Genomic DNA, 21324 nt, shown 5'->3' with positions numbered 1-21324 from the left:
CGTACAAGGCCGTGTCACACGCCCGACACGGAGGGATGCTTGGCCCCATGGCAGTGACGGCCCCCGGGCACACCGACGCGCGGGGCGAGTACCCGTCCGTGCCCGCCCCGGCGGTCACCTACGCCCTGATCGCGCTCAACACCCTGGTGTTCCTGCTGGGCCCGGCCGCCGGGCTCAACCCGCTGTACGGCACCGGCCAGTCCCGGCTCTGCGCGGAGCAGCGGTACGAGCAGCGCTGGGGCGTCATCCCCGCCGAGGTGCTGGCCGGCCGCCCGCTGACCGCCGAGCAGCTGGCCCAGGCCCCCGACCCGGCCCCGGGCTGCCCGGCCGCGCCCACCCCGCGCAAGCACCCGGCGCTGTCCGTCCTCACCGGGCTCTTCGTACACGCCGGCTGGCTGCACCTGCTGGGCAACCTGCTCTTCCTCCACGTCTTCGGCCCCACCGTCGAACAGCGGCTGGGCCGGGCCCGGTTCGCCGTCTTCTACCTGGCCGCCGGCAGCCTGGCCACGTACGGCTTCGCCCTCGCCGAGGCGCACTCCCCGGGCTCCACCCGGGTCCTGATCGGCGCCTCCGGCGCGATCTCCGCCGTCCTCGGCGCCTACCTGCGCTTCCATCCGCGGGCCCGGGTGACGACGCTCGTCCCGCTGCTGCTGTTCCTGCCGCTGCGCTTCCCGGCCTGGCTGGTGCTCGGCCTCTGGTTCGCCCTGCAGTGGTGGTCGGTCCACTCGGCCGGGCCCGGCGTGGCCTATCTGGTCCACGTGATCGGCTTCTCGGCGGGCTTCCTCTACGCCTGCACGGTGGTCAGCCACCCCCCGAGACGACCCGGCTGACGCCCGATACGCTGGCGGCACCCCACAAAGGAGCCCGAACAGTGATCACCGCCATCGTCCTGATCAAGACCAGTGTCGACCGCATCCCGGAGATCGCCGAGGCCATCGCGGCCATCGAGGGCGTCAGCGAGGTGTACTCGGTGACCGGTGGCTACGACCTGGTGGCGATGGTCCGGGTGCGCCGGCACGACGATCTGGCCGCGGTCATCCCGGGCCGGCTGAACAAGGTCCCGGGCGTGGCCCACACCGAGACCCAGATCGCCTTCCGCACCTACTCCCAGCACGACCTCGAGGCCGCCTTCGCCCTCGGCCTGGACGAGTAGGCCCCCCCGCCCCCCGACCCCCGGCCCCGCCGACCGGGCCCCTCAGCCCTGCTGACGCCCCCGGTCGACCTGCACGGTGGCGACGCAGCGCCCGCCCTCGTTGCGGTAGTTCCACGCGGCACCGTCCGTGACCAGCTCGCGCACGGCGGTCAGGAAGCGGTCGACGTGCTCGTCCGGGGTCCCGGCCCCGAAGCTCACCCGGATCGCGTTCAGGCTCCGCTCGCCGGGCAGCGACGGCTCGGGCGCCCCGCACTCGGAGGGGGAGACCTCTTCGTCCCCGAGCAGGGTGCGCAGCAGCGGGTGCGCGCAGAACAGGCCGTCGCGGACCCCGATGCCGTACTCGGCGGACAGCGCGGCCGAGAAGTGCGAGCTGTTCCAGCCCTGGACGACGAAGGACAGCACGCCCACCCGGGCCGCCTCGGCGCCGAACAGGTTCAGCACCTTGACCTGCGGGATCTCCGCCAGCCCGGCGGTCAGCCGGGCGATCAGCTGCCGCTCCCGGGCCTCCAGCGCGTCGAAGCCCGCCTCGCTCAGCGCCCGGCAGGCCGAGGCGATCGCGTAGGCGCCGATGACGTTCGGCGAGCCCGCCTCGTGCCGGGCCGGGCCGGAGTGCCACTGGACGGCCACCGAGCCGTCGTTCTCCCGGGCCACCGTCCGGGTCGCCCCGCCGCCGGCCAGGTACGGGTCGGCCGCGTCCAGCCAGTCCGCCCGGCCGGCCAGCACGCCGGCGCCGAAGGGCGCGTAGATCTTGTGGCCGGAGAAGGCGATCCAGTCGACGTCCAGCTCGCGCACCGAGACCCGGTGGTGCGGGGCCAGCTGGGCGGCGTCCAGCACCACCCGGGCGCCGTGCCGGTGCGCGGTCCCGGTCAGCTCGGCGACCGGCCACAGCTCGCCGGTCACGTTGGAGGCTCCGGTGACGCAGAGCAGCTTGGGGCCCTCGGGCGCCTCGGCGAGCGCGGCGTCCAGGGCGGCGACCGCCTCGGCGTGCGAGCGCGGCGCGCGCAGGTAGTGGACGTCGAGCCCGGCATGCGCCCAGGGCAGCAGCGAGGCGTGGTGCTCGGTCTCGAAGGCGAACACCCGGGTCCCGGCCGGGACGGCCGAGGCGAGCAGGTTCAGCGAGTCGGTGGTGGCCCGGGTGAAGACCACCTGGTCGCCCTCGCGCAGGTCGAGGAACTCGGCGACGGTGCGGCGGCTCTGCTCGAACAGGTCGGTGGACAGCTGGGAGAGGTACCCGGCGCCGCGGTGCACGCTGCCGTAGTAGGGGGCGTAGGCGGAGACGTCGTCCCAGACCCGCTGGAGCGCCGGGGAGCTGGCCGCGTAGTCGAGGGCCGCGTACCCGACCTTCTCGCCGCTGGCGAGCGGGACCTGGACGTCGTGGCCGAGGACGGCGAGGGGGGCGCAGATTTCGGTGGCAATCGACATGAGGATGCACTCCTTCTGGGGGTATGGGACCCCGGGAGTGCTAAGTCGTCGGGCGTCCGCGCTTGCCGCACGGACGATTCGCCGAGCGACCCGGTCCTCACCCAGGGCACCCCGCCACGGACGGAGGGTTGCCGGACAGCAAGCTGGGGCTTGGTGCTGTCACTCATGACCTGGCCAAGACTCTAGGTCGCGCCCAGCGAGTGGTCAAACAGGCATCCACCATCCGGACAGCCGAGGAGCCCGCGCCGGCGTTCCGGCACGGGCTCCCAAGTACCGCCTCACGCCTGGCTGGTGGCCTCCGACCAACGCTGCAGCAGCTCCTGCGCCGCGCCCGAGTCGATGGCCCGCTCCGCCCGTGCCATGCCGGCCGCGAGCTGTTCGGTGAGCGGCGCCTCGCCCAGGTCGAGCGCGACCAGCGCCGCCGCCGTGTTCATCAGGACGGCGTCCCGCACGGCCCCGCGCTCGCCGGCCAGCAGCCGGCGCGCGACCTCGGCGTTGTACGAGGGGTCCGCCCCGCGCAGCGCCTCGATGCCGACCAGCTCGACGCCGACGTCCCGCGGGTCGAAGGAGGTCTCGGTGACGGTCCCGTCCCGCACGATCCACACCTGCGAGGTGGTGGTGATGGTCAGCTCGTCCAGGCCGTCGTCGCCCCGGAAGACCAGGCCGGTCGAGCCGCGCCGGGCGAGCACGCCGGCGATCAGTCCGGCGAGCCGGGTGTCGAAGCAGCCGATCGCGTGCGAGGTGACCTTGGCCGGGTTGGTCAGCGGGCCGAGGATGTTGAACGCGGTCGGCACCCCGAGGTCGCGCCGGGCGGTGGCGGCGTGCCGCATCGACGGGTGGAACTTGGCCGCGAAGCAGAAGGTCAGCCCGACCTCCTCGGCGATCTCGGCGACCCGCCGGGCCGACAGGTCGAGGCGGACGCCGAGCTTCTCCAGCACGTCCGAGGAGCCGCTGGCCGAGGAGGAGGCCCGGTTGCCGTGCTTGACCACCTTGGCACCGGCCGCGGCCGCGACGATCGCCGACATGGTGGAGATGTTGACGGTCTTGGCCCGGTCGCCGCCGGTGCCGACGATGTCCACGGCCGGGCCGGGGATGTCCAGCGGCTCGGCGTGCGCGTACATCGCGTCCACCAGGCCGGTGATCTCGTCGACCGTCTCGCCCTTGGCCCGCAGCGCCACCATGAACCCGGCCACCTGGACGGGGGACGCCTCGCCGCTCATGATCCGGTCCATCGCCCACGCGGTGGCCGAGCGGTCGAGGTCCTCCCCCTTCAACAGCGCCGCCAGGACGTCCGGCCAGGTGCGGACCACCTGCGCGGGTGCGGTACCACCGTTCGCAGGGTTCACGTTCACCATGGCTGACTCCAGCTGTTGTCGGGTTCCCCGCGTCGGGGGGACGTCCGTACGGATGGAGTCAGCCTATCGACCGGCGGGGTTCCCGCGGCGGCGTCTTCTCTAGTCCTGAGACGGCACCGCTCAGCGGCTGACGGGCGCCCGCTTGGCCAGCCGTGCCCGCAGCAGGGTGGCGACCGCCTCGGCCAGCGCCACCGGGTCCACCGGGCGGGAGATCGCGGCGTCGGCCCGGCTCCAGGCGGCCAGCCAGGAGTCCTGCGGCCGGCCGATCAGCACCAGCACCGGCGGGCAGCCGTAGATCTCGTCCTTGAGCTGGCGGCCGAGCCCGAGCCCGCCGGCCGGCACCGCCTCGCCGTCCAGGATGCAGAGGTCCACGCCGCCCTTCTCCAGTGCCTTCAGCACCGCGGGGGTGGTCGCGCACTCCAGGTAGGACAGTTCCGGAAGGTCCTCGACGGGCCGGCGGCCGAGTGCCGTCAGCACCTGCTCGCGGGTGTTGCGGTCATCGCTGTAGACGAGGACGGTGAGCGTCTCGTCGGTCGTGTACGCCATGGGCCCTGCTCCCTCAAGTGTGATCCGGACCACGTTCGCCTGATCCGGATGCTACTCCCGATCACCCGTCGCCGAGTCCCCCTCGCGGACCTTCCTCCTCAAGCCGCCGCGCCCGCGACTCACCCGCCCGGAGGACGGCCCGTCACCCGGACCCGTCCAGACCACCCGTACGGCCGATAAGGGGCCCTCGCGTTACCCCCGGAGGCTCCGCCAAGCGTGCAACGACGCGCTGGGCAACGGGGCCCCGGGCCCCTTCGAGGAACCGTCAGAAAAGGGACACGCCGCTGCTCAGCCGCCATTGGGACCCCCCACCGCCCTCCAGGGGGGCATACCGCACGCACCGGACACTCCGAGGGACACCCCCCGGCGTGAAGACGGAATAAGGGACCGACATAATGTCCGTCGTGGCGACAGCAACAGCAGTAGAAACCGGGCACGCGCACGGATCGGTCAACCGGCCGAACATGGTCAGCGTCGGAACGATCGTCTGGCTCAGTTCCGAGTTGATGTTCTTCGCGGCCCTCTTCGCGATGTACTTCACGCTCCGCTCCGTCAAGGGAGCCGAGTTCTGGACCGAGAAGGCGCACGCCCTCAACGTGCCCTTCTCCTCGGTCAACACCACGATCCTGGTGCTCTCCTCGCTGACCTGCCAGCTCGGCGTGTTCGCTGCCGAGCGCGGGGACGTGAAGAAGCTCCGCTCGTGGTTCGTCATCACCTTCGTGATGGGCGCGATCTTCATCGGCGGCCAGATCTTCGAGTACACCGAGCTGGTCAAGAAGGACGGCCTCTCGCTGTCCTCCGACCCGTACGGCACGGTGTTCTACCTGACCACCGGCTTCCACGGTCTGCACGTGACGGGTGGTCTGATCGCCTTCCTGCTGGTCCTGGGACGGACGTACGCAGCCAAGCGCTTCACGCACGAGCAGGCCACCGCCGCGATCGTCGTGTCGTACTACTGGCACTTCGTCGACGTCGTGTGGATCGGCCTGTTCGCGACCATCTACCTGATCAAGTAACCAGCTGATCAGGTCGCTGGCCACCGGCTTCGGTCCCCGCCCTCACCGGCGTCGGGCCGATTCTGCCGGTGGGCGACGCTCCCACCGACCGACCGCGCGCGCAGCCCTAGACAGGCAGCCTCGTGCCGGCCAGACCGGCCGCCGGGTGCACCCACCAGTCGACCAGATCCTGACACCGGGGTTATTCCGTGAAAAAGCTCTCCGCACGACGGCGCCACCCATTGGCGGCGCTGGTCGTCCTACTTCTCGCCCTGGCGGCAACCGGGGGGCTGTACGCCGCGTTCGCGCCCGCCGACAAGGCGCAGGCCGACGTCGCCGCGCAGTCGCTCGCGATCGATGAGGGCAAGAAGCTCTTCGCCGTGGGCTGCTCCTCGTGCCACGGCCTGAACGGCCAGGGCAGCAGCGACGGTCCGAGCCTGGTCGGCGTCGGCTCCGCCTCTGTCGACTTCCAGGTCGGGACCGGCCGCATGCCGGCCCAGCAGCCCGGCGCCCAGGTGCCGCGCAAGAAGAACATCTACTCGCAGGCGGAGATCGACCAGCTCGCCGCCTTCGTCGCCTCGCTCGGCCCCGGCCCGGTGACGCCGACCCCGGAGCAGTACACCTCGACCAACCCGGATGACATCTCCAAGGGTGGCGAGCTGTTCCGCACCAACTGCGCCCAGTGCCACAACTTCGCCGGCCAGGGCGGTGCCCTGACCAAGGGCAAGTACGCCCCGTCGCTGGAGGGCGTGGACGCCAAGCACATCTACGAGGCCATGCAGACCGGCCCGCAGAACATGCCGTCGTTCCCGGACACCACCATGCCCGAGGAGCAGAAGAAGCAGATCGTGGCCTTCGTCCGCCACACCACCTCCGATGAGCCCAACCCCGGTGGTCTCACGCTCGGCAGCCTCGGTCCGGTGACCGAGGGTCTGTTCGGCTGGATCTTCGGTCTCGGCACGCTCATCGCGGTCGCGATCTGGGTCGCCGCCCACACCACCAAGGCCAAGAAGTCATGAGCCACGACATGTCAGAAGAGAAGCTGCCGGAGTCGCACGGCTCCGCCGGTGACGTCGCCGCGCACGGCGACCCGTTCGCCGACCCGGGCCTGCCGGCCCACGAGCCCCGCCGCACCGACATCGACGAGCGGGCCGCCCAGCGGGCCGAGCGCCAGGTCTCGCTGATGTTCGTGGTCTCGATGCTCGCCACCATCGGGTTCATCGCCTCGTACGTGGCCATCGACCCGGACAAGATCGTCTACATCTTCCCGCTCGGTCACGTCAGCGCGCTGAACTTCGCGCTCGGCCTGACCCTGGGCATCGCGCTGTTCATGATCGGCGCGGGTGCGGTCCACTGGGCCCGCACGCTGATGTCGGACGTCGAGCTGCCGGCCGAGCGCCACCCGATCGAGGCTGACGACGAGGTCCGCGCGGACGTCATCGAGCAGTTCAAGACCGGTGCCGCCGAGTCCGGCTTCGGCCGCCGCAAGATGATCCGCAACACCCTCATCGGCTCCATGGCGCTGGTCCCGCTCTCCGGCGTGGTCCTGCTCCGCGACCTCGGGCCGCTGCCCGAGAAGAAGCTGAAGGAGACGGGCTGGATCGAGGCGACCCCGGCCAAGCCCCTGCAGCTCATCAACATGAACACCAACCTGCCGATGAAGGCCGAGGACATCGTCATCGGCTCGCTGACCTTCGCCATGCCCGAGGGTCTGCACGTCCACGACGAGGACTTCCAGCAGGCGATCGCCAAGGACGCCCTGATGCTGGTGCGCATCGCGCCGGACGACATCAAGGACGACCGGTCGCGGGAGAAGGGCTTCGAGGGCATCCTCGCCTACTCCAAGATCTGCACCCACGTCGGCTGCCCGATCAGCCTGTACGAGCAGCAGACCCACCACGCGCTCTGCCCCTGCCACCAGTCGACCTTCGACCTGGCGGACGGCGCGCGCGTGATCTTCGGCCCGGCCGGCCACCCGCTGCCGCAGCTGAAGATCATCACTGACGAGAAGGGCTACCTGGTCGCCACCGGCGACTTCGACGAGCCCGTCGGCCCGAGCTACTGGGAGCGTGCTCGATGAGTACGAGCAGCACCACCGGTGCCGCCAAGCCCGCCAGCACGCGCGCCAAGCCCGCCAACAAGTGGGAGGCCGCTGCTGACTGGACGGACGGCCGGGTGGGGATCTACTCCCTCGCCAAGGCCAACCTGCGCAAGATCTTCCCGGACCACTGGTCCTTCATGCTGGGCGAGATCTGCCTCTACACGTTCGTCATCATCATCCTGACCGGTGTCTACCTGACGCTGTTCTTCAAGCCGTCGATGGCCGAGGTCGTCTACAACGGCTCGTACGTGCCGCTCAAGGGCATCGGGATGTCCGAGGCGTACGCCTCGACGGTGGACATCAGCTTCGAGATCCGCGGCGGTCTGCTGATCCGGCAGATCCACCACTGGGCCGCCCTGGTCTTCGTGGCCGCGATGCTCGTGCACATGATGCGCGTGTTCTTCACCGGCGCGTTCCGCAAGCCGCGTGAGATCAACTGGGTCTTCGGCTTCCTGCTGCTGATCCTGGGCATGTTCGACGGCTTCTTCGGCTACTCGCTGCCGGACGACCTGCTGTCGGGTACCGGTATCCGCTTCATGGAAGGCGCGATCCTCGCCGTCCCGCTGGTCGGCACCTACATCCAGATGTTCCTGTTCGGGGGCGAGTTCCCCGGCCACGACATCGTGCCGCGCTTCTTCACGATCCACGTGCTGCTGATCCCGGGCATCATGCTCGGCCTGCTGGTGGCGCACCTGATCCTGGTCTTCTACCACAAGCACACCCAGTGGGCGGGCCCGGGCAAGACCGAGAAGAACGTCGTCGGCATGCCGCTGATGCCGGTCTACATGGCCAAGGCCGGTGGCTTCTTCTTCCTGGTGTTCGGCCTGATCGCCGCCATCTCGGCGATCGCCACGATCAACCCGATCTGGGCGTACGGCCCGTACCGCCCGGACCAGGTGTCCACGGACGCCCAGCCCGACTGGTACATGGGCTTCTCCGAAGGCCTGATCCGCGTCATGCCGGGCTGGGAGGTCGGCCTGTGGGGCCACACCCTGAACCTGGGCGTCTTCATCCCGCTGATGATCTTCCCGCTGGTCCTGGTCTCGATCGCGGTCTACCCGTTCATCGAGGGCTGGATCACCGGTGACAAGCGCGAGCACCACATCCTGGACCGCCCGCGCAACGCGCCCGTCCGCACCGCGCTCGGCGCCGCCTGGATCAGCCTGTACCTGGTGCTGCTGGTCGGTGGTGGCAACGACCTGTTCGCCACCCACCTGCACCTGTCGATCAACTCGATCACCTACTTCGTCCGCGTCGGCTTCTTCGCGGTGCCGGTCATCACCTTCATCATCACCAAGCGCTGGTGCCTCGGCCTCCAGCGCCGGGACAAGGAGAAGGTGCTGCACGGCCGCGAGACGGGCGTCATCAAGCGCCTGCCGCACGGCGAGTTCGTCGAGGTGCACGCCCAGCTGCCGCAGAAGGACCTGTACAAGCTCACCGCGCACGAGCAGGTGCAGCCGGTCGAGCTGCCGGCCCAGACGGACGAGAACGGCGTGGCCAGCAAGGCCGGCCTGCTCGGCCGAACCCGGGCCAAGCTGTCCCGCGGCTTCTACGGCGGCGGCGCCCAGATCCCCAAGCCGACCTCCGAGGAGCACCACGAGATCACCAGCGGCCACGGCCACCACTGATCCCGTACGCCCCGCAGCGTCACACCCGAGGGCCGCTGACCAGAGTTCTTCTGGTCGGCGGCCCTCGGGCTTTCCCGTCCCCCGTCCGCACCCTCCAGGAGCTCCCGTGCAGCTGTCCGTCGACCCCGCCGCCGCCACTCCCCCGTACGAGCAGATCCGGGCCCAGATCGCCGAGCGGGCCCGTTCCGGCGAACTGCCGACCGGGCTGCGGCTGCCCACCGTCCGGGCCCTGGCCGAGGAGCTGGGGCTGGCCGCCGGGACGGTCGCCCGGGCGTACCGGGAGCTGGAGGCGGACGGCGTGGTGGAGACCCACGGCCGGCGCGGCACGCTGATCGCGGCCACCGGCGACACCGCGCACCGGCTGGCCGCCGCGGCCGCCGCCGAGTACGCCGAGCGGGCGACCCGGCTCGGGCTCCCGCGGGCGGACGCGCTGGCCGCGGTGGACGCCGCCCTGCGGCTGGCCTACCAGGAGGCCTGAGGAGGCGCTCCAGGGGCCCTCAGGCCTCCGGGCGGATCATCCCCGAGGCGTGGGCCTGGGAGGCCGGCGCGGTGGTGCTGACGGGCTGTCCGAGGGCGCTGTGCTTGAGCCAGTCCGTCCAGGAGATGTTCCAGTCCCCGAAGCCGTTGCCGAAGGGCTCCATGGTGGCGCCGCGGCTGTTCACCACCGTCACCAGGTCCCCCACCCTGGTGTTCTGGTAGAACCACTTGGCGTTCTCGGTACTCATGCCGGTACAGCCGTGGCTGACGTTCTCCAGGCCCTGCGAGCGGACCGACCAGGGCGCCGCGTGGACGTACTCGCCGCTCCAGGTGACCCGGGTGGCCCACTCCACGTTGAGGTCGTAGAACTCCGAGCTCCCGGCCTTTATCCCGATCGTCTCGCCGTTCATCCGGACGGACCGCTCCTGGCCGAGCACCACCTTGACGCCGTTGCGGGTGTCGAAGCCGGGCTTGCCGGTGGTCACCGGGATGCTCCGGAGCAGCTCGCCGTCACGGCTGAGGGTGAGCAGGTGGGCGGCCGCGTCGACCACCGTCTCGACCCGTGCGCCGATCCGCAGGCCCAGCGTGCTGCGGTCGCCGCCGTAGAGGCCGTCCGCGATCCGGACGCCGGTGCCGTCGAAGGCCAGCGAGACGGTGGTCCCGGCCGGCCAGTACTCCTGCGGGCGGAAGTGCAGTTCCTTGTCGCCCACCCAGTACCAGGCGCCGGTGACGGCGGGCTGGGAGCTGACGGTCAGGACGCGCTCGACCTCCTGGCGGGCCTGCGGGTCCTGCACCGCCTCGGAGAGCTGCACGGTGAGCGGCTGGCCGACGCCGTAGAGGCCGCTGCCGGAGGAGTCCGGGCCCAGCTTGGCGGTGAGCAGGCGCTGGGCGGCGAGGGTGCTGAAGTCCGCCGTGGTGTCGCCGCGGCCGCCCTTGCCGTCGTCCGCGGCGATCCGCACCGAGTAGTCGGTGTCGGCCTTCAGCCGGCCGGTGGTCTGCCAGCTGCGCTGGTCCTCGGCGAGCTGGCCGGCCACCACCCGGCCGTCCGGGCCGGTCACGGTGACGTCGGTGAGCCGGCTGCCGGGCACGGACGTCACCGTGACCGGCTTGGAGGGGTCGACCTTGCCCTCCCCCTCGGCCGAGAGGTGGACGAGCACGGCCGCGTCGATCCGGTGGGGGCCGACCGCCTCGCCGCCGCCGGACGAGCAGGCGGCCAGCGGGGCCAGTACTGCGAGGGTCAGCGAGATGCCGCCGATACCTGCGATTCCGCGCCTGTCGGCCATGAAACGCCTCCGAGGGTCCGCACGATTGCTCAGATCGTAGGAACGAGGCCCCCCGAAGCGACATCGGAGCGACCCCGTGTTCACCCGGGTGAGTGGTTTCGTCACCCTGGAGACGCAACGGGCCGGTCCTCCCCATGCGGGGAGGACCGGCCCTGTCGTCGTCGGCGGAACCCGGGAACCTACTGGTTCTGGTTCTCGCCCCGGTAGAACTCGAAGACCCAGCCGAAGAGACCGATCAGGATGATCGGGATCGACCAGAACAGCAGCCACCAGCCGAAGATCACTCCGAGGAACGCCAGCGAACCGCCGATCGCCAGGGAGAGCGGCTGCCAGCTGTGCGGGGCGAAGAAGCCCAGCTCGCCGGCGTCGTCCGCCACCTCGGCCTCGGGGTTGTCACCCGCGCCGCTGTCCACCCGGCGGGCGGTGAAGGCGAGGTAGTACCCGATGAAGGCGCAGAGCGCGAAGGCGAGGAACAGCGCCGTGGTGCCGGCCGCCTCGATCCCGTGCTCCGAGTGGTTGGTCCACAGGCCGTAGGTGACGGCCATCGCGAGGACGAAGACGGCCAGGCCGAGGAAGATCTTTCCCTGTTCCTTCATCAGACGTCGCCCTCCTTCTTGCCCTTGTCCAGCTTCGGGGCGTCGTACTTCGCCGGGGTCACGCCGGCGAGGTGCTTGGCCGGCTCACCGTGGTTCTCCAGGTAGTCCAGCGCGGCGATCTCCGGGTGGTGGAGGTCGAAGGCCGGGGATTCGGAGCGGATCCGGGGCAGGGTGAGGAAGTTGTGCCGCGGCGGCGGGCAGGAGGTCGCCCACTCCAGCGAACGGCCGTAGCCCCACGGGTCGTCGACCTCGACCTTCTCGCCGTACTTGGCCGTCTTCCACACGTTGTAGAGGAACGGCAGCATCGAGGCGCCGAGCACGAACGAGCCGATGGTCGAGACGGTGTTCAGCGTGGTGAAGCCGTCCGAGGCCAGGTAGTCGGCGTAGCGGCGGGGCATGCCCTCGGCGCCGAGCCAGTGCTGGACCAGGAAGGTGGTGTGGAAGCCGAAGAACAGCGTCCAGAAGGTGATCTTGCCGAGGCGCTCGTCCAGCATCTTGCCGGTCATCTTCGGCCACCAGAAGTGGAAGCCGGCGAACATCGCGAAGACGACGGTGCCGAAGACCACGTAGTGGAAGTGGGCGACGACGAAGTACGAGTCCGAGACGTGGAAGTCGATCGGCGGGGAGGCCAGCAGCACACCGGTCAGACCACCGAAGAGGAAGGTCACCAGGAAGCCGACCGTCCAGAGCATCGGCGTCTCGAAGCTCAGCGAGCCCTTCCACATGGTGCCGACCCAGTTGAAGAACTTCACACCGGTCGGGACCGCGATCAGGAAGGTCATGAAGGAGAAGAACGGCAGCAGCACCTGCCCGGTGACGTACATGTGGTGCGCCCACACCGTCACCGACAGACCGGCGATCGCGATGGTGGCCGCGATCAGGCCGGAGTAGCCGAACATCGGCTTGCGGCTGAAGACCGGGATGATCTCCGACACGATGCCGAAGAACGGCAGCGCGATGATGTACACCTCGGGGTGGCCGAAGAACCAGAACAGGTGTTGCCACAGCATCGCCCCGCCGTTGGCGGGATCGAATACGTGGGCCCCGAATTTACGGTCCGCCTCCAGGGCGAACAGCGCGGCGGCCAGGACCGGGAAGGCCAGCAGGACCAGCACGGCGGTCAGCAGGACGTTCCAGACGAAGATCGACATCCGGAACATCGTCATGCCGGGGGCGCGCATGCAGATGATCGTGGTGATGAAGTTGACCGCACCGAGGATCGTGCCGAAGCCGGAGAAGGCCAGACCCATGATCCACATGTCGGCGCCGACGCCCGGCGAACGGACCGCGTCCGACAGCGGGGAGTAGGCGAACCAGCCGAAGTTGGCCGCGCCGTTCGGGGTCAGGAAGCCCGCCACCGCGATGGTCGAACCGAAGAGGTACAGCCAGTACGCGAACATGTTCAGACGCGGGAACGCCACGTCCGGGGCGCCGATCTGGAGCGGCATGATCCAGTTCGCGAAGCCGGCGAACAGCGGCGTCGCGAACATCAGCAGCATGATCGTGCCGTGCATCGTGAACGCCTGGTTGAACTGCTCGTTCGACAGGATCTGGGTCCCGGGACGAGCCAGCTCGGCGCGCATGACCAGCGCGAGGATGCCGCCGATCAGGAAGAAGGCGAACGACGTGCCCAGGTACAGGGTGCCGATCGTCTTGTGGTCGGTGGTGGTCAGCCACTTGATGATGGTCGAACCCGGCTTGCGGGTCCGCTGCGCCCCGACCGTGACGGCCCCGGCGCCCCCGCCGGCCGCGGCGGGCTCGTTGAGGATGGTCACTTCTCTTCACTTCCCATGGTCGTGATGCCGGAGGGCAACGCGCCGGTCTGGCCCTTGGCCCGGAGGTCCGCCAGGTGCTTGTCGTAGTCGGCGCGGTCGACGACCTTGACGTTGAACAGCATGCGCGAGTGGTCGACGCCACAGAGCTCCGCGCACTTGCCCATGTACTCGCCCTTGACGGTGGGGGTGACCTCGAACCTGTTCACCACGCCCGGCACGACGTCCATCTTCATCATGAAGTTGACGGGCCAGAAGTCGTGGATGACGTCACGCGAGGTCAGCCGGAACTGCACCGACTCGTTGACCGGCAGCCAGAGGGTCGGAACCTCCTTGGGCGTACCGACGTCGTACGCGGCGTCCTTGTTGGCCGGGTCGGGGTTCTCGGTGTTCTCGTAGTTGAACGCCCAGCTCCACTGGAAGCCGACCACGTTGACCGTGTGCTGCGGCTTCTCGGAGACGGCGATCAGCTTCGACTCGTCGCGGGCGACGAAGTAGAAGAGCACCGACACGATGATGATGGGGACCGCGGTGTAGAGCGCCTCGATGGGCACGTTGTACCGGGTCTGCGGGGGGACCTCCACGCCGGTGCGGCTGCGCCGGTGGAAGATCACGCTCCAGATGATCAGACCCCACATCAGTACGCCGACCACCAGCGCCGCGATCCAGGAGCCCTGCCACATCTGGAGGACCATCGGCCCTTCCTTGGTGACGGGGCTCGGGAGGCCAAGCCTGGGGAGGTCGTTGGCCGAGCAGCCGGTGGCGGTCGCGATGACGAGGCCCAGTGCCAGCGCCTGAGGCAGCTTCCGCCGCATCGTGCGCCGCGGCGAGCGGTCGGAGCCGTTGGGACTCACGTAGCGCCTTCCCGAAGTCTCGCCCGCCTTCGCGTCGCCCCGCGGAGGATTGTGAGCCTCCCCGGCGACCCGTCCACGGGCACGGTTTGAATGCTTATGCGGGCCAAACCCTACTCCAGCCTTATGCGCTCCTGACGGGCAGCCCCCGGTAACGCGCCGCCCGGTCGCCCGATCAGGCCCGGCAGGGGCTGCGCCGCAGGTCATCGTAGGCATTCGAGGTCCTTACGCCCGATCGGGGGACGACCTCGAACTACGCGGGTGACGGTCCGTCGGACGCGGACGAAGCGGACATTCGGGGTGATCGACTGACGGCCGGTAAGCGATGTCGTCGGACCGGAACGGCTCCGGGTGTGTCGTTAAATGTGACCGTGTACTTCGATGCGGCCTCGACGGCCCCTCTGCACCCCGTGGCCCGGCAGGCGCTGACCGCCGCCCTGGACGAGGGCTGGGCCGATCCGGCCCGGCTGTACCGCTCCGGCCGGCAGGCCCGGATGCTGCTGGACGCCGCCCGCGAGACGGTGGCCGAGGCCCTGGGCGCCCGGGCGGACGAGATCGCCTTCACCGCGAGCGGGACGCAGGCGGTGCAACTCGGCATGCTGGGCGCGCTGGCCGGCCACCGGCGGCGCGGCGGCCACCTGGTGCACTCGGCGGTCGAGCACTCCAGCGTGCTGCACGTCGCCGAACGTCAGGAGGCGGGCGGGGGCACCGTCTCGGTGGCGCCGGTGGACCGCGCCGGACGGGTCGACCCCGACGTGTTCGCCGCGCTGCTGCGCGCGGACACCGCGCTGGCCGTCCTGCAGAGCGCCAACCACGAGGTGGGGACGGTCCAGCCGGTCGGCGAGGTCGCCGGACACTGCCGCGAGGCCGGTGTCCCGCTGCTGGTCGACGCGGCGCAGAGCGTCGGGCGGATGGACGTCCCGGCCGGCTGGTCGCTGCTGACCGCCAGCGCGCACAAGTGGGGCGGGCCGCCCGGAGTCGGGGTACTGGCGGTGCGCAAGGGCGTGCGGTACGCCTCGCCGCTGCCGGCCGACGAACGCGAGGGCGGGCGGGTGCCCGGCTACGTCAACGTCCCGGCGATCGTCGCCGCGGCCGCCTCGCTGCGGGCCGTCCGGGCCGAGGCCGCGCGGGAGAACGCCCGGCTGCACGCCCTGGTGGAGCGCATCCGGGCCCGGGTGCCGCAGCTGGTGCCCGAGGTGGAGGTGGTCGGCGACCCGGTGCGGCGGCTGCCGCACATCGTCACCTTCTCCTGTCTGTACGTGGACGGCGAGGTGCTGCTCACCGAACTGGACCGGGCGGGCTTCGCGGTCTCCTCCGGCTCCTCCTGCACCTCGTCCACCCTGACGCCGAGCCATGTGCTGGCCGCGATGGGGGTGCTCACCGAGGGGAACGTCCGGGTCTCGCTGCCGCCCGGGACGGCCGAGGCCGACGTCGAACGCTTCCTCACCGTGCTGCCGGAGCTGGTCGCGGGCGTCCGGGCGCCACTCGGGCTGGACCTGCCGGCCCCGGAGCCGGAGCCGGCGGCCGGGCCCCTGCTGGTGATCGACGCGCTGGGCAAGCGCTGCCCGCTGCCGGTCATCGAGCTGGCGAAGCGGATCGGCGAGGTGCCGGAGGGCGGCACGGTCGCCGTGCTCGCGGACGACGAGGCGGCCCGGCTGGACATCCCCGCCTGGTGCGGAATGCGCGGTCAGGAGTACGCGGGCGAGGCCCCGGCCGCCGACTACGGCGGCGACCGGGGCTCGGCCTACCTCGTCGTCCGGCGGACTACTTGACCAGGTGCGCGCGGATGTCCGCGGCGGCCTCGGCGCCGTAGGCGTCCTCGAAGCGCTTCAGGAAGGCGGTCGGGCGCAGCTCGTACTCCTGGGTGCCGACGGTCTCGATCACCAGGGTGGCGAGCATGCAGCCGAGCTGGGCGGCGCGCTCCAGGTCGAGCTGCCAGGACAGGCCGGCCAGGAAGCCGGCCCGGAAGGCGTCGCCGACGCCGGTCGGGTCGACCTTCGCCTCCTCGGCGGCGCAGCCGACCAGGATCGCCGCCTCGCCCTTGCGCTCGATCCGCACGCCCTTGCTGCCCAGGGTGGTGATCCGGGTGCCGACCCGGGTGAGGATCTCCTCGGCGTCCCAGCCGGTCTTGCTCTCGATCAGCGCGGCCTCGTACTCGTTGGTGAAGAGGTACGCGGCGCCGTCGACGATGTCGCGGATGTCGTCGCCGTCCAGGCGGGCCAGCTGCTGGGAGGGGTCGGCGGCGAAGGCGAAGCCGCGGGTGCGGCACTCCTGGGTGTGCCGGACCATGCCCTGCGGGTCGTCGGCGCCGATCAGGACGAGGTCGAGGCCGCCGACGCGGTCGGCGATCGGCTTGAGCTCGATGTTGCGGGCCTCCGCCATGGCGCCGGTGTAGAACGAGGCGATCTGGTTGTGGTCCTCGTCCGTGGTGCACATGAAGCGGGCGGTGTGCCGGGTCTCGGAGATGTGGACGGAGTTGCAGTCCACGTTGTTGCGCTCCAGCCAGCTGCGGTACTCGGCGAAGTCCGCGCCGGCCGCGCCGACCAGGATCGGGCGCAGCCCGAGCACGCCCATGCCGAACGCGATGTTCGGCGCGACTCCGCCGCGGCGGATGTCCAGGGTGTCGACCAGGAAGGACAGCGACACGGTGTGCAGCTGCTCGGCGACGAGCTGGTCGGCGAACCGACCGGGGAACGTCATCAGGTGGTCGGTGGCGATCGAGCCGGCGACGGCGATACGCACGGGAGGTCTCCTCAGGATGGCTGCGGGGCCAACGGGCAAGCACGGGTGAACCCACACACGGTACCGGGCTCGGGGCGGGCGGCAGCAAGACCGCCGCAATCCGCCGGCCCGCAGTGCCATCGTGGCACCCGTCGCCGTCGAACGTGTACTACCTCCGGGTAGCACTGGTGGGTGGGCCGAACCCCGGCCTAGGGTCGGCAGCAGGGGCCCCGCCGAGCCGGGCGGGCCCCGTCGTCGACCGTGGCAGTGCGGCCACGGCCATGGATCGGAGCGATGCCCGATGATGCCCAGCCACGCCCCGCTGCCCGCCCTCCGGACCGAAGCCGACGGCGAGAGCCTCGACGCGCTGGTGAGTTCGTCCCGGCGGCTGCGCCGGTTCTGGCCGCTGCTGGCGACCGGTCCCGAGCCGGCCGCGCCCGCCCGGGAGGGCTTCCGGGTGCCGTCCGACGCGCAGCGGCTGGTCGCCGGGATGGCCGAGTACGGCATGTGACCCGGCGCCCGCCCCGGCCGGGGCGGGTGGAACCGGAGTGGAACCGGATCCGACCGGGTCACGTCACATCCGCGCGGAGCGGCCGAGCGGGCGGCACCGCTGAGCCCTCGGGAGGATGTGCAGATGGACCTGGAGACGATGCCCCGGCGCGGTCGGCGGGCGGTGGCCCTGGCGGGCCTGGCACTGGCGGCGGTGGTGACGGTGGCCGGGTGCAACGGGGACGGCAAGACCTCCTCGGACTCGGCGGCGGGCGGCGCGGCCACGACCTCGGCGGGCGCGAGCGCCTCCCCCGAGGCCCCGGCGTCCTCCGGCGCCCCGTCCGCGCCGGCTCCGGCGGCGAGCCCGTCGGCCACGTCGGACCAGCCCGGCCGGACGCCGCCGACCAAGTGGGCCCCCACCGCGGCCTCGCCCGCCCCGGGGCAGCCGTCGACGGCCGGCTCCGGGGGCACTCCCCCGGGCCCCGGGATCGCGGTGGGCGAGCCCGACCCGGCCGGGTCGGGGGCGCGCCCGGCGGTCTCCTACCGGGTGGACGGCAGCAACGGGCTGACCGTCTACTTCTTCGGCGGGGTCTGCCAGAAGTACGCGCTGAAGGCGGACGAGTCGCACGCCGGCCGGGTGGACGTCAGGATCGTGGTGGCGGCGCCGGTGCAGCCCGGGCAGGTCTGCAACGCGCTGGCCAAGCGGCAGTCGGTGTCCGCCGATCTGCGCTCGCCGCTGGCCGGGCGGACGGTGACCGACCAGTCGAGCGGCCAGAACGTGCCGCTGGACGCCGATCCGCACATGGGCCCGGACCCGGTCACTCCGGACGTCGCCGGCCAGTAGCCGGGACGACCCGGTAGCCGCGACGACGGTGCGCAAACGCGGAGGCGGCCCCGGGGATGATCCCCGGGGCCGCCTCCGTACCGCGGCTCGAACGAGCGTCGAGCGGTGCTGCCTGGGCCTAGCTGAACGAGTCGCCGCAGGCGCAGGAGCCGGTGGCGTTCGGGTTGTCGATCGTGAAGCCCTGCTTCTCGATGGTGTCGACGAAGTCGACGGTGGCGCCGCCCAGGTACGGGGCGCTCATCCGGTCGGTGACGACCTTGACACCGTCGAAGTCCTTGAGCACGTCGCCGTCGAGCGAGCGCTCGTCGAAGAACAGCTGGTAACGCAGGCCGGAGCAGCCACCGGGCTGGACGGCGACGCGAAGTGCGAGGTCGTCGCGGCCCTCCTGCTCCAGCAGGCCCTTGACCTTGGCCGCGGCGGCATCGGTAAGGAGGATGCCACTCTCGACGGTGGTCTCGTCCTGGACGGTCATCTGCTTTCTCCCGGTCTTTGACAACGGTCTGCCGCCAGTGCCAACCACCGGCCGTCCGGATTCATTTCCCGAACGGCGGTCGTCTTCGTCGGCCTGTCGGCGGCGGAATTTCCGTGGGCCGGGTGAGCTACCCGCGTCCCCTACGCTCCCCATGCTCGCACAACCCGGGAGGGTGGGTCACCGTCCGAGCCGCGGAATCCGGGGAACCGGCCCCGGGCCGGGCCGGCGGACGCCAGGATGGTGGCCATGATCCTGCGCCAGGTCAGGGACACCGCCGCCGACGCGGAGGCCGTCCAGGAGCTCTCCCTCGCCGCGTTCGCCGATCCGGCCCTGCCCGGTCCGGCGGCCGCGCCGACCCCGTTGCAGCTCGCCCGGACCAGACATCTGGCACGCACCGACCCGGAGGGCTGCTGGCTGGCGGAGAGCGGCGGGGAGCCGGTCGGCGCGGTGCTGTCGATGCGCCGGGAGGGTCTGTGGGCGCCGTCGCTGTTCGCGGTCCGGCCGCAGGCGCAGGGCAAGGGCGTCGGGCGGCTGCTGCTGGAGCGGGCGGCGGCGCACTCGCGGGGCTGCCTGCGCGGGATGGTCTGCGCGTCGGCGTCCCCGGCGGCCCGCCGCTACCGGCTGGCCGGGTTCACCCTGCACCCGGCGATGCGGCTGACCGGGCGGGTGGACCGGGCCGGGCTGCTCGACCCGGGTGACATCCCGGTGCACCGGGGCGGAGCCGTCCACCGGCACCTGCTGGACTCGGTGGACCGGCGGCTGCGCGGGTCCGCGCACGGCCCGGACCACGAGCTGATGCTGGGCCACTTCGAGGAACTGCTGATCGCCGACGCGCTGGCCGGCAGCGGCTACTGCTACCGGGACGGCGGCGAGGTGAAGCTGCTGGCGGCCACCACCAAGCGGATCGCCGCCCGGCTGCTCCGCGAGGCGCTGGCCCGGGTGCCGGACGGGGTCGAGGCGAGGGTGGAGTTCCTGACCGCCGAGCAGGAGTGGGCGCTGGACGTCGGCCTGGAGGTGGGGCTGACCCCGCAGAGCCGGGGCTTCGTCGGGCTGCGCGGGATGCGGCCGCCGGCGCCGTACCTGCCGAGCGGCGCCTTCCTCTGACCGACCGGACGGCGGGGCCCCCGCCGGCTGCCTGCTCCGACGGGGGCCACGGGTCACCGGGGGCCGATCAGGCCATGGTGTCCAGGATCTCCCGGACCATGTCCATCGTCGTGCCCGGGTGCAGGAAGGCGAAGCGGGCGACCGTCTCGCCGTCCCAGCCGGTGGGGGTGACGAAGCCGATCTGGTCCGCGAGCAGCTGCTGCGACCAGCGGTAGTAGTCCTCGTTGGTCCAGCCCTTGCGCTTGAAGCAGACGGCCGAGAGCTGCGGGTCGAACAGCAGCTCCAGGTGGTCGGTGTCGCGGATGAGCTGGGCGGTGTCCCGGGCGAGCGTGAGGCCGGCCTCGATGGCGTCGGTGTAGGCCTGGGTGCCGTGGACGGCGAGGGAGAACCACAGCGGCAGGCCGCGGGCGCGCCGGGTGAGGTGGTAGGCGTAGTCGGTGGGGTTCCACTCGTCGCCCTCGGTGTGCAGGACGTCGAGGTAGGAGGCGTCCTGGGTGTGCACGGCCCGGGCGAGCTGCGGGTTGCGGTAGATCAGCGCGGCGCAGTCGAAGGGGGCGAACAGCCACTTGTGCGGGTCGACGACGAAGGAGTCGGCGTGCTCGATGCCGTTGTAGCGCTCGCGCACCGAGGGGGCGAACAGGCCCGCGCCGCCGTAGGCGCCGTCGACGTGGAACCACAGGTCCCGCTCGCGGGCGACCTCGGCCAGGCCCTTGAGGTCGTCGACGATGCCCTCGTTGGTCGTCCCGGCCGTGCCCACGACCGCGATGACGGTCTCCGGGTTCGGGTCGGCGGCCAGCGCGGCGCGCAGCGCCTCGCCGGTGAACCGGCGGTTCACGGTGGGGACCTTGAAGGCCTCGACGCCGATGATGTTGAAGGTGTTCTTGACCGAGGAGTGGACCTGGTCGGCGACGGCGATCCGCAGCCGCGCCTGCGGCCCGACGCCCAGCTTGCGGCGGGCGGTGTCGCGGGCGACGACGAGGGCGGAGAGGTTGCCCGCCGAGCCGCCGGAGACGAAGGTGCCGCCGGCCGAGGCGGGCAGGCCGGCGCGGTCGGCGATCAGGCGCAGCACCTGGTTCTCGGCGGCGATCGCGCCGGCCGCCTCCAGCCAGGAGATGCCCTGCAGGGACGCGCAGGAGACCACCATGTCGAAGAGCAGCGCGGCCTTGGTCGGGGCGCACGGGATGAACGACAGGTAGCGCGGGCTGTCGGCGGAGATCACCGCGCGGGACAGCTCGTGGTCGTAGAGCTTGAGCACGTCGGCGGGGGCGTTGCCGTCCGCGTTCAGCAGACCGGCCAGCTGGGCGCGCAGGTGCTCGCCGTCACCGGGGTGGTCGAGCGGGACGGGGTCGTACTGCAGCCGGTCCCGCATGTAGTCGAAAACCAGGTCGACCAGGTCGTTGTCGGGCCGGTGCATGCGGTCGGGGGCTGCGGACACGGCTGTCCCTCTCGGCTGTGGGGTGTCGGGGGATGCCCGGTCGGCGGGGCGGTTCACCGCGTGGACCGGACGTGATCAGC

Annotated in this window: 21 protein-coding genes and 1 riboswitch; of the genes, 11 read left to right on the top strand and 10 right to left on the bottom strand. The window is 71.3% G+C overall.

Annotated features, from left to right (window positions below; all coding sequences use genetic code 11):
• Window positions 1-47: 47 nt before the first annotated feature.
• Complete coding sequence (locus ABT015_RS34655) at window positions 48-830, top strand: rhomboid family intramembrane serine protease (protein WP_350886360.1); 783 nt, start codon at window positions 48-50, stop codon at window positions 828-830.
• Between the two features lie 41 nt (window positions 831-871).
• Window positions 872-1153, top strand: a complete 282-nt coding sequence (locus ABT015_RS34650; RefSeq protein ID WP_063347281.1) for an Lrp/AsnC ligand binding domain-containing protein — start codon at window positions 872-874, stop codon at window positions 1151-1153.
• A gap of 42 nt (window positions 1154-1195) precedes the next feature.
• On the opposite strand, the gene ABT015_RS34645 is transcribed toward ABT015_RS34650, so the two are convergent.
• The 3 genes from ABT015_RS34645 to ABT015_RS34635 all read right to left on the bottom strand — a co-directional run bounded on the left by ABT015_RS34645 (window position 1196) and on the right by ABT015_RS34635 (window position 4476).
• Window positions 1196-2575, bottom strand: a complete 1380-nt coding sequence (locus ABT015_RS34645) for an aminotransferase class V-fold PLP-dependent enzyme (RefSeq protein ID WP_350886357.1) — start codon at window positions 2573-2575, stop codon at window positions 1196-1198.
• 53 nt (window positions 2576-2628) lie between these two features.
• Window positions 2629-2746, bottom strand: a riboswitch (SAM riboswitch).
• Window positions 2747-2853: 107 nt separating this feature from the next.
• Window positions 2854-3930 (bottom strand): anthranilate phosphoribosyltransferase, encoded by a 1077-nt coding sequence (gene trpD / locus ABT015_RS34640; protein ID WP_350886355.1) that lies wholly within the window; start codon window positions 3928-3930, stop codon window positions 2854-2856.
• A gap of 120 nt (window positions 3931-4050) precedes the next feature.
• Window positions 4051-4476: a response regulator gene (locus tag ABT015_RS34635; RefSeq protein ID WP_350886353.1), complete on the bottom strand. Its 426-nt coding sequence runs from the start codon at window positions 4474-4476 to the stop codon at window positions 4051-4053.
• A gap of 395 nt (window positions 4477-4871) precedes the next feature.
• Here ABT015_RS34635 and ctaE point away from each other — a divergent pair, with 395 nt between their 5' ends.
• The 5 genes from ctaE to ABT015_RS34610 all read left to right on the top strand — a co-directional run bounded on the left by ctaE (window position 4872) and on the right by ABT015_RS34610 (window position 9678).
• Window positions 4872-5492 (top strand): aa3-type cytochrome oxidase subunit III, encoded by a 621-nt coding sequence (gene ctaE, locus ABT015_RS34630; protein ID WP_063347284.1) that lies wholly within the window; start codon window positions 4872-4874, stop codon window positions 5490-5492.
• 188 nt (window positions 5493-5680) lie between these two features.
• The gene (qcrC, locus tag ABT015_RS34625) at window positions 5681-6490 is read left to right on the top strand and encodes a cytochrome bc1 complex diheme cytochrome c subunit (RefSeq protein WP_063347285.1); all 810 of its coding nucleotides are present in this window, start codon (window positions 5681-5683) and stop codon (window positions 6488-6490) included.
• Window positions 6491-6498: 8 nt separating this feature from the next.
• Window positions 6499-7551 carry a cytochrome bc1 complex Rieske iron-sulfur subunit gene (gene qcrA / locus ABT015_RS34620; protein WP_350886351.1) on the top strand — a complete coding sequence of 351 codons (1053 nt, stop codon included), beginning with the start codon at window positions 6499-6501 and terminating at the stop codon, window positions 7549-7551.
• On the top strand, window positions 7548-9200 hold the full coding sequence (gene qcrB, locus ABT015_RS34615) for a cytochrome bc1 complex cytochrome b subunit (protein WP_350886349.1): 1653 nt from the start codon (window positions 7548-7550) through the stop codon (window positions 9198-9200). The genes qcrA and qcrB overlap by 4 nt, the downstream gene beginning before the upstream one ends.
• A gap of 106 nt (window positions 9201-9306) precedes the next feature.
• Complete coding sequence (locus tag ABT015_RS34610; protein WP_063347288.1) at window positions 9307-9678, top strand: GntR family transcriptional regulator; 372 nt, start codon at window positions 9307-9309, stop codon at window positions 9676-9678.
• 19 nt (window positions 9679-9697) lie between these two features.
• Here ABT015_RS34610 and ABT015_RS34605 read toward each other — a convergent pair whose 3' ends face one another.
• The 4 genes from ABT015_RS34605 to ctaC all read right to left on the bottom strand — a co-directional run bounded on the left by ABT015_RS34605 (window position 9698) and on the right by ctaC (window position 14182).
• Window positions 9698-10960 (bottom strand): L,D-transpeptidase, encoded by a 1263-nt coding sequence (locus ABT015_RS34605; RefSeq protein WP_350886346.1) that lies wholly within the window; start codon window positions 10958-10960, stop codon window positions 9698-9700.
• 179 nt (window positions 10961-11139) lie between these two features.
• A complete protein-coding gene (locus ABT015_RS34600) occupies window positions 11140-11556 on the bottom strand; it encodes a cytochrome c oxidase subunit 4 (protein WP_063347290.1) in 417 nt (138 codons plus the stop codon).
• Window positions 11556-13331 (bottom strand): aa3-type cytochrome oxidase subunit I, encoded by a 1776-nt coding sequence (gene ctaD / locus ABT015_RS34595; RefSeq protein ID WP_063347291.1) that lies wholly within the window; start codon window positions 13329-13331, stop codon window positions 11556-11558. Before ctaD ends, ABT015_RS34600 begins: the two co-directional genes overlap by 1 nt.
• The gene (gene ctaC, locus ABT015_RS34590; protein WP_350886343.1) at window positions 13328-14182 is read right to left on the bottom strand and encodes an aa3-type cytochrome oxidase subunit II; all 855 of its coding nucleotides are present in this window, start codon (window positions 14180-14182) and stop codon (window positions 13328-13330) included. The genes ctaD and ctaC overlap by 4 nt, the downstream gene beginning before the upstream one ends.
• 368 nt (window positions 14183-14550) lie before the next feature.
• Here ctaC and ABT015_RS34585 point away from each other — a divergent pair, with 368 nt between their 5' ends.
• Complete coding sequence (locus ABT015_RS34585) at window positions 14551-15951, top strand: cysteine desulfurase/sulfurtransferase TusA family protein (RefSeq protein ID WP_350886341.1); 1401 nt, start codon at window positions 14551-14553, stop codon at window positions 15949-15951.
• On the opposite strand, the gene ABT015_RS34580 is transcribed toward ABT015_RS34585, so the two are convergent.
• Window positions 15944-16921, bottom strand: coding sequence for a carbohydrate kinase family protein (locus tag ABT015_RS34580; protein ID WP_350886339.1), 978 nt, complete (start codon window positions 16919-16921; stop codon window positions 15944-15946). The genes ABT015_RS34585 and ABT015_RS34580 overlap by 8 nt on opposite strands.
• Window positions 16922-17201: 280 nt before the next feature.
• On the opposite strand from ABT015_RS34580, the gene ABT015_RS34575 reads away from it, so the two are divergent.
• Window positions 17202-17411 carry a hypothetical protein gene (locus tag ABT015_RS34575; RefSeq protein ID WP_350886337.1) on the top strand — a complete coding sequence of 70 codons (210 nt, stop codon included), beginning with the start codon at window positions 17202-17204 and terminating at the stop codon, window positions 17409-17411.
• A 123-nt stretch (window positions 17412-17534) separates the two neighbouring features.
• Complete coding sequence (locus ABT015_RS34570; RefSeq protein ID WP_350886335.1) at window positions 17535-18233, top strand: hypothetical protein; 699 nt, start codon at window positions 17535-17537, stop codon at window positions 18231-18233.
• A 118-nt stretch (window positions 18234-18351) separates the two neighbouring features.
• Here the strand turns inward: ABT015_RS34570 and erpA are convergent, their stop codons facing one another.
• Window positions 18352-18705: an iron-sulfur cluster insertion protein ErpA gene (erpA, locus tag ABT015_RS34565; RefSeq protein ID WP_030391519.1), complete on the bottom strand. Its 354-nt coding sequence runs from the start codon at window positions 18703-18705 to the stop codon at window positions 18352-18354.
• 246 nt (window positions 18706-18951) lie between these two features.
• On the opposite strand from erpA, the gene ABT015_RS34560 reads away from it, so the two are divergent.
• A complete protein-coding gene (locus ABT015_RS34560; protein ID WP_350886333.1) occupies window positions 18952-19809 on the top strand; it encodes a GNAT family N-acetyltransferase in 858 nt (285 codons plus the stop codon).
• A 67-nt stretch (window positions 19810-19876) separates the two neighbouring features.
• Here ABT015_RS34560 and ABT015_RS34555 read toward each other — a convergent pair whose 3' ends face one another.
• Window positions 19877-21244 carry a pyridoxal phosphate-dependent decarboxylase family protein gene (locus ABT015_RS34555; RefSeq protein WP_350886331.1) on the bottom strand — a complete coding sequence of 456 codons (1368 nt, stop codon included), beginning with the start codon at window positions 21242-21244 and terminating at the stop codon, window positions 19877-19879.
• Window positions 21245-21324 lie beyond the last annotated feature (80 nt).

The sequence above is a fragment of the Kitasatospora sp. NPDC094016 genome (genome assembly GCF_040304045.1).
GTDB lineage: Bacteria > Actinomycetota > Actinomycetes > Streptomycetales > Streptomycetaceae > Kitasatospora.
The sequence above is the reverse complement of the archived record's forward strand: the minus strand, read 5'-3'. Positions and strand labels throughout refer to the sequence as shown.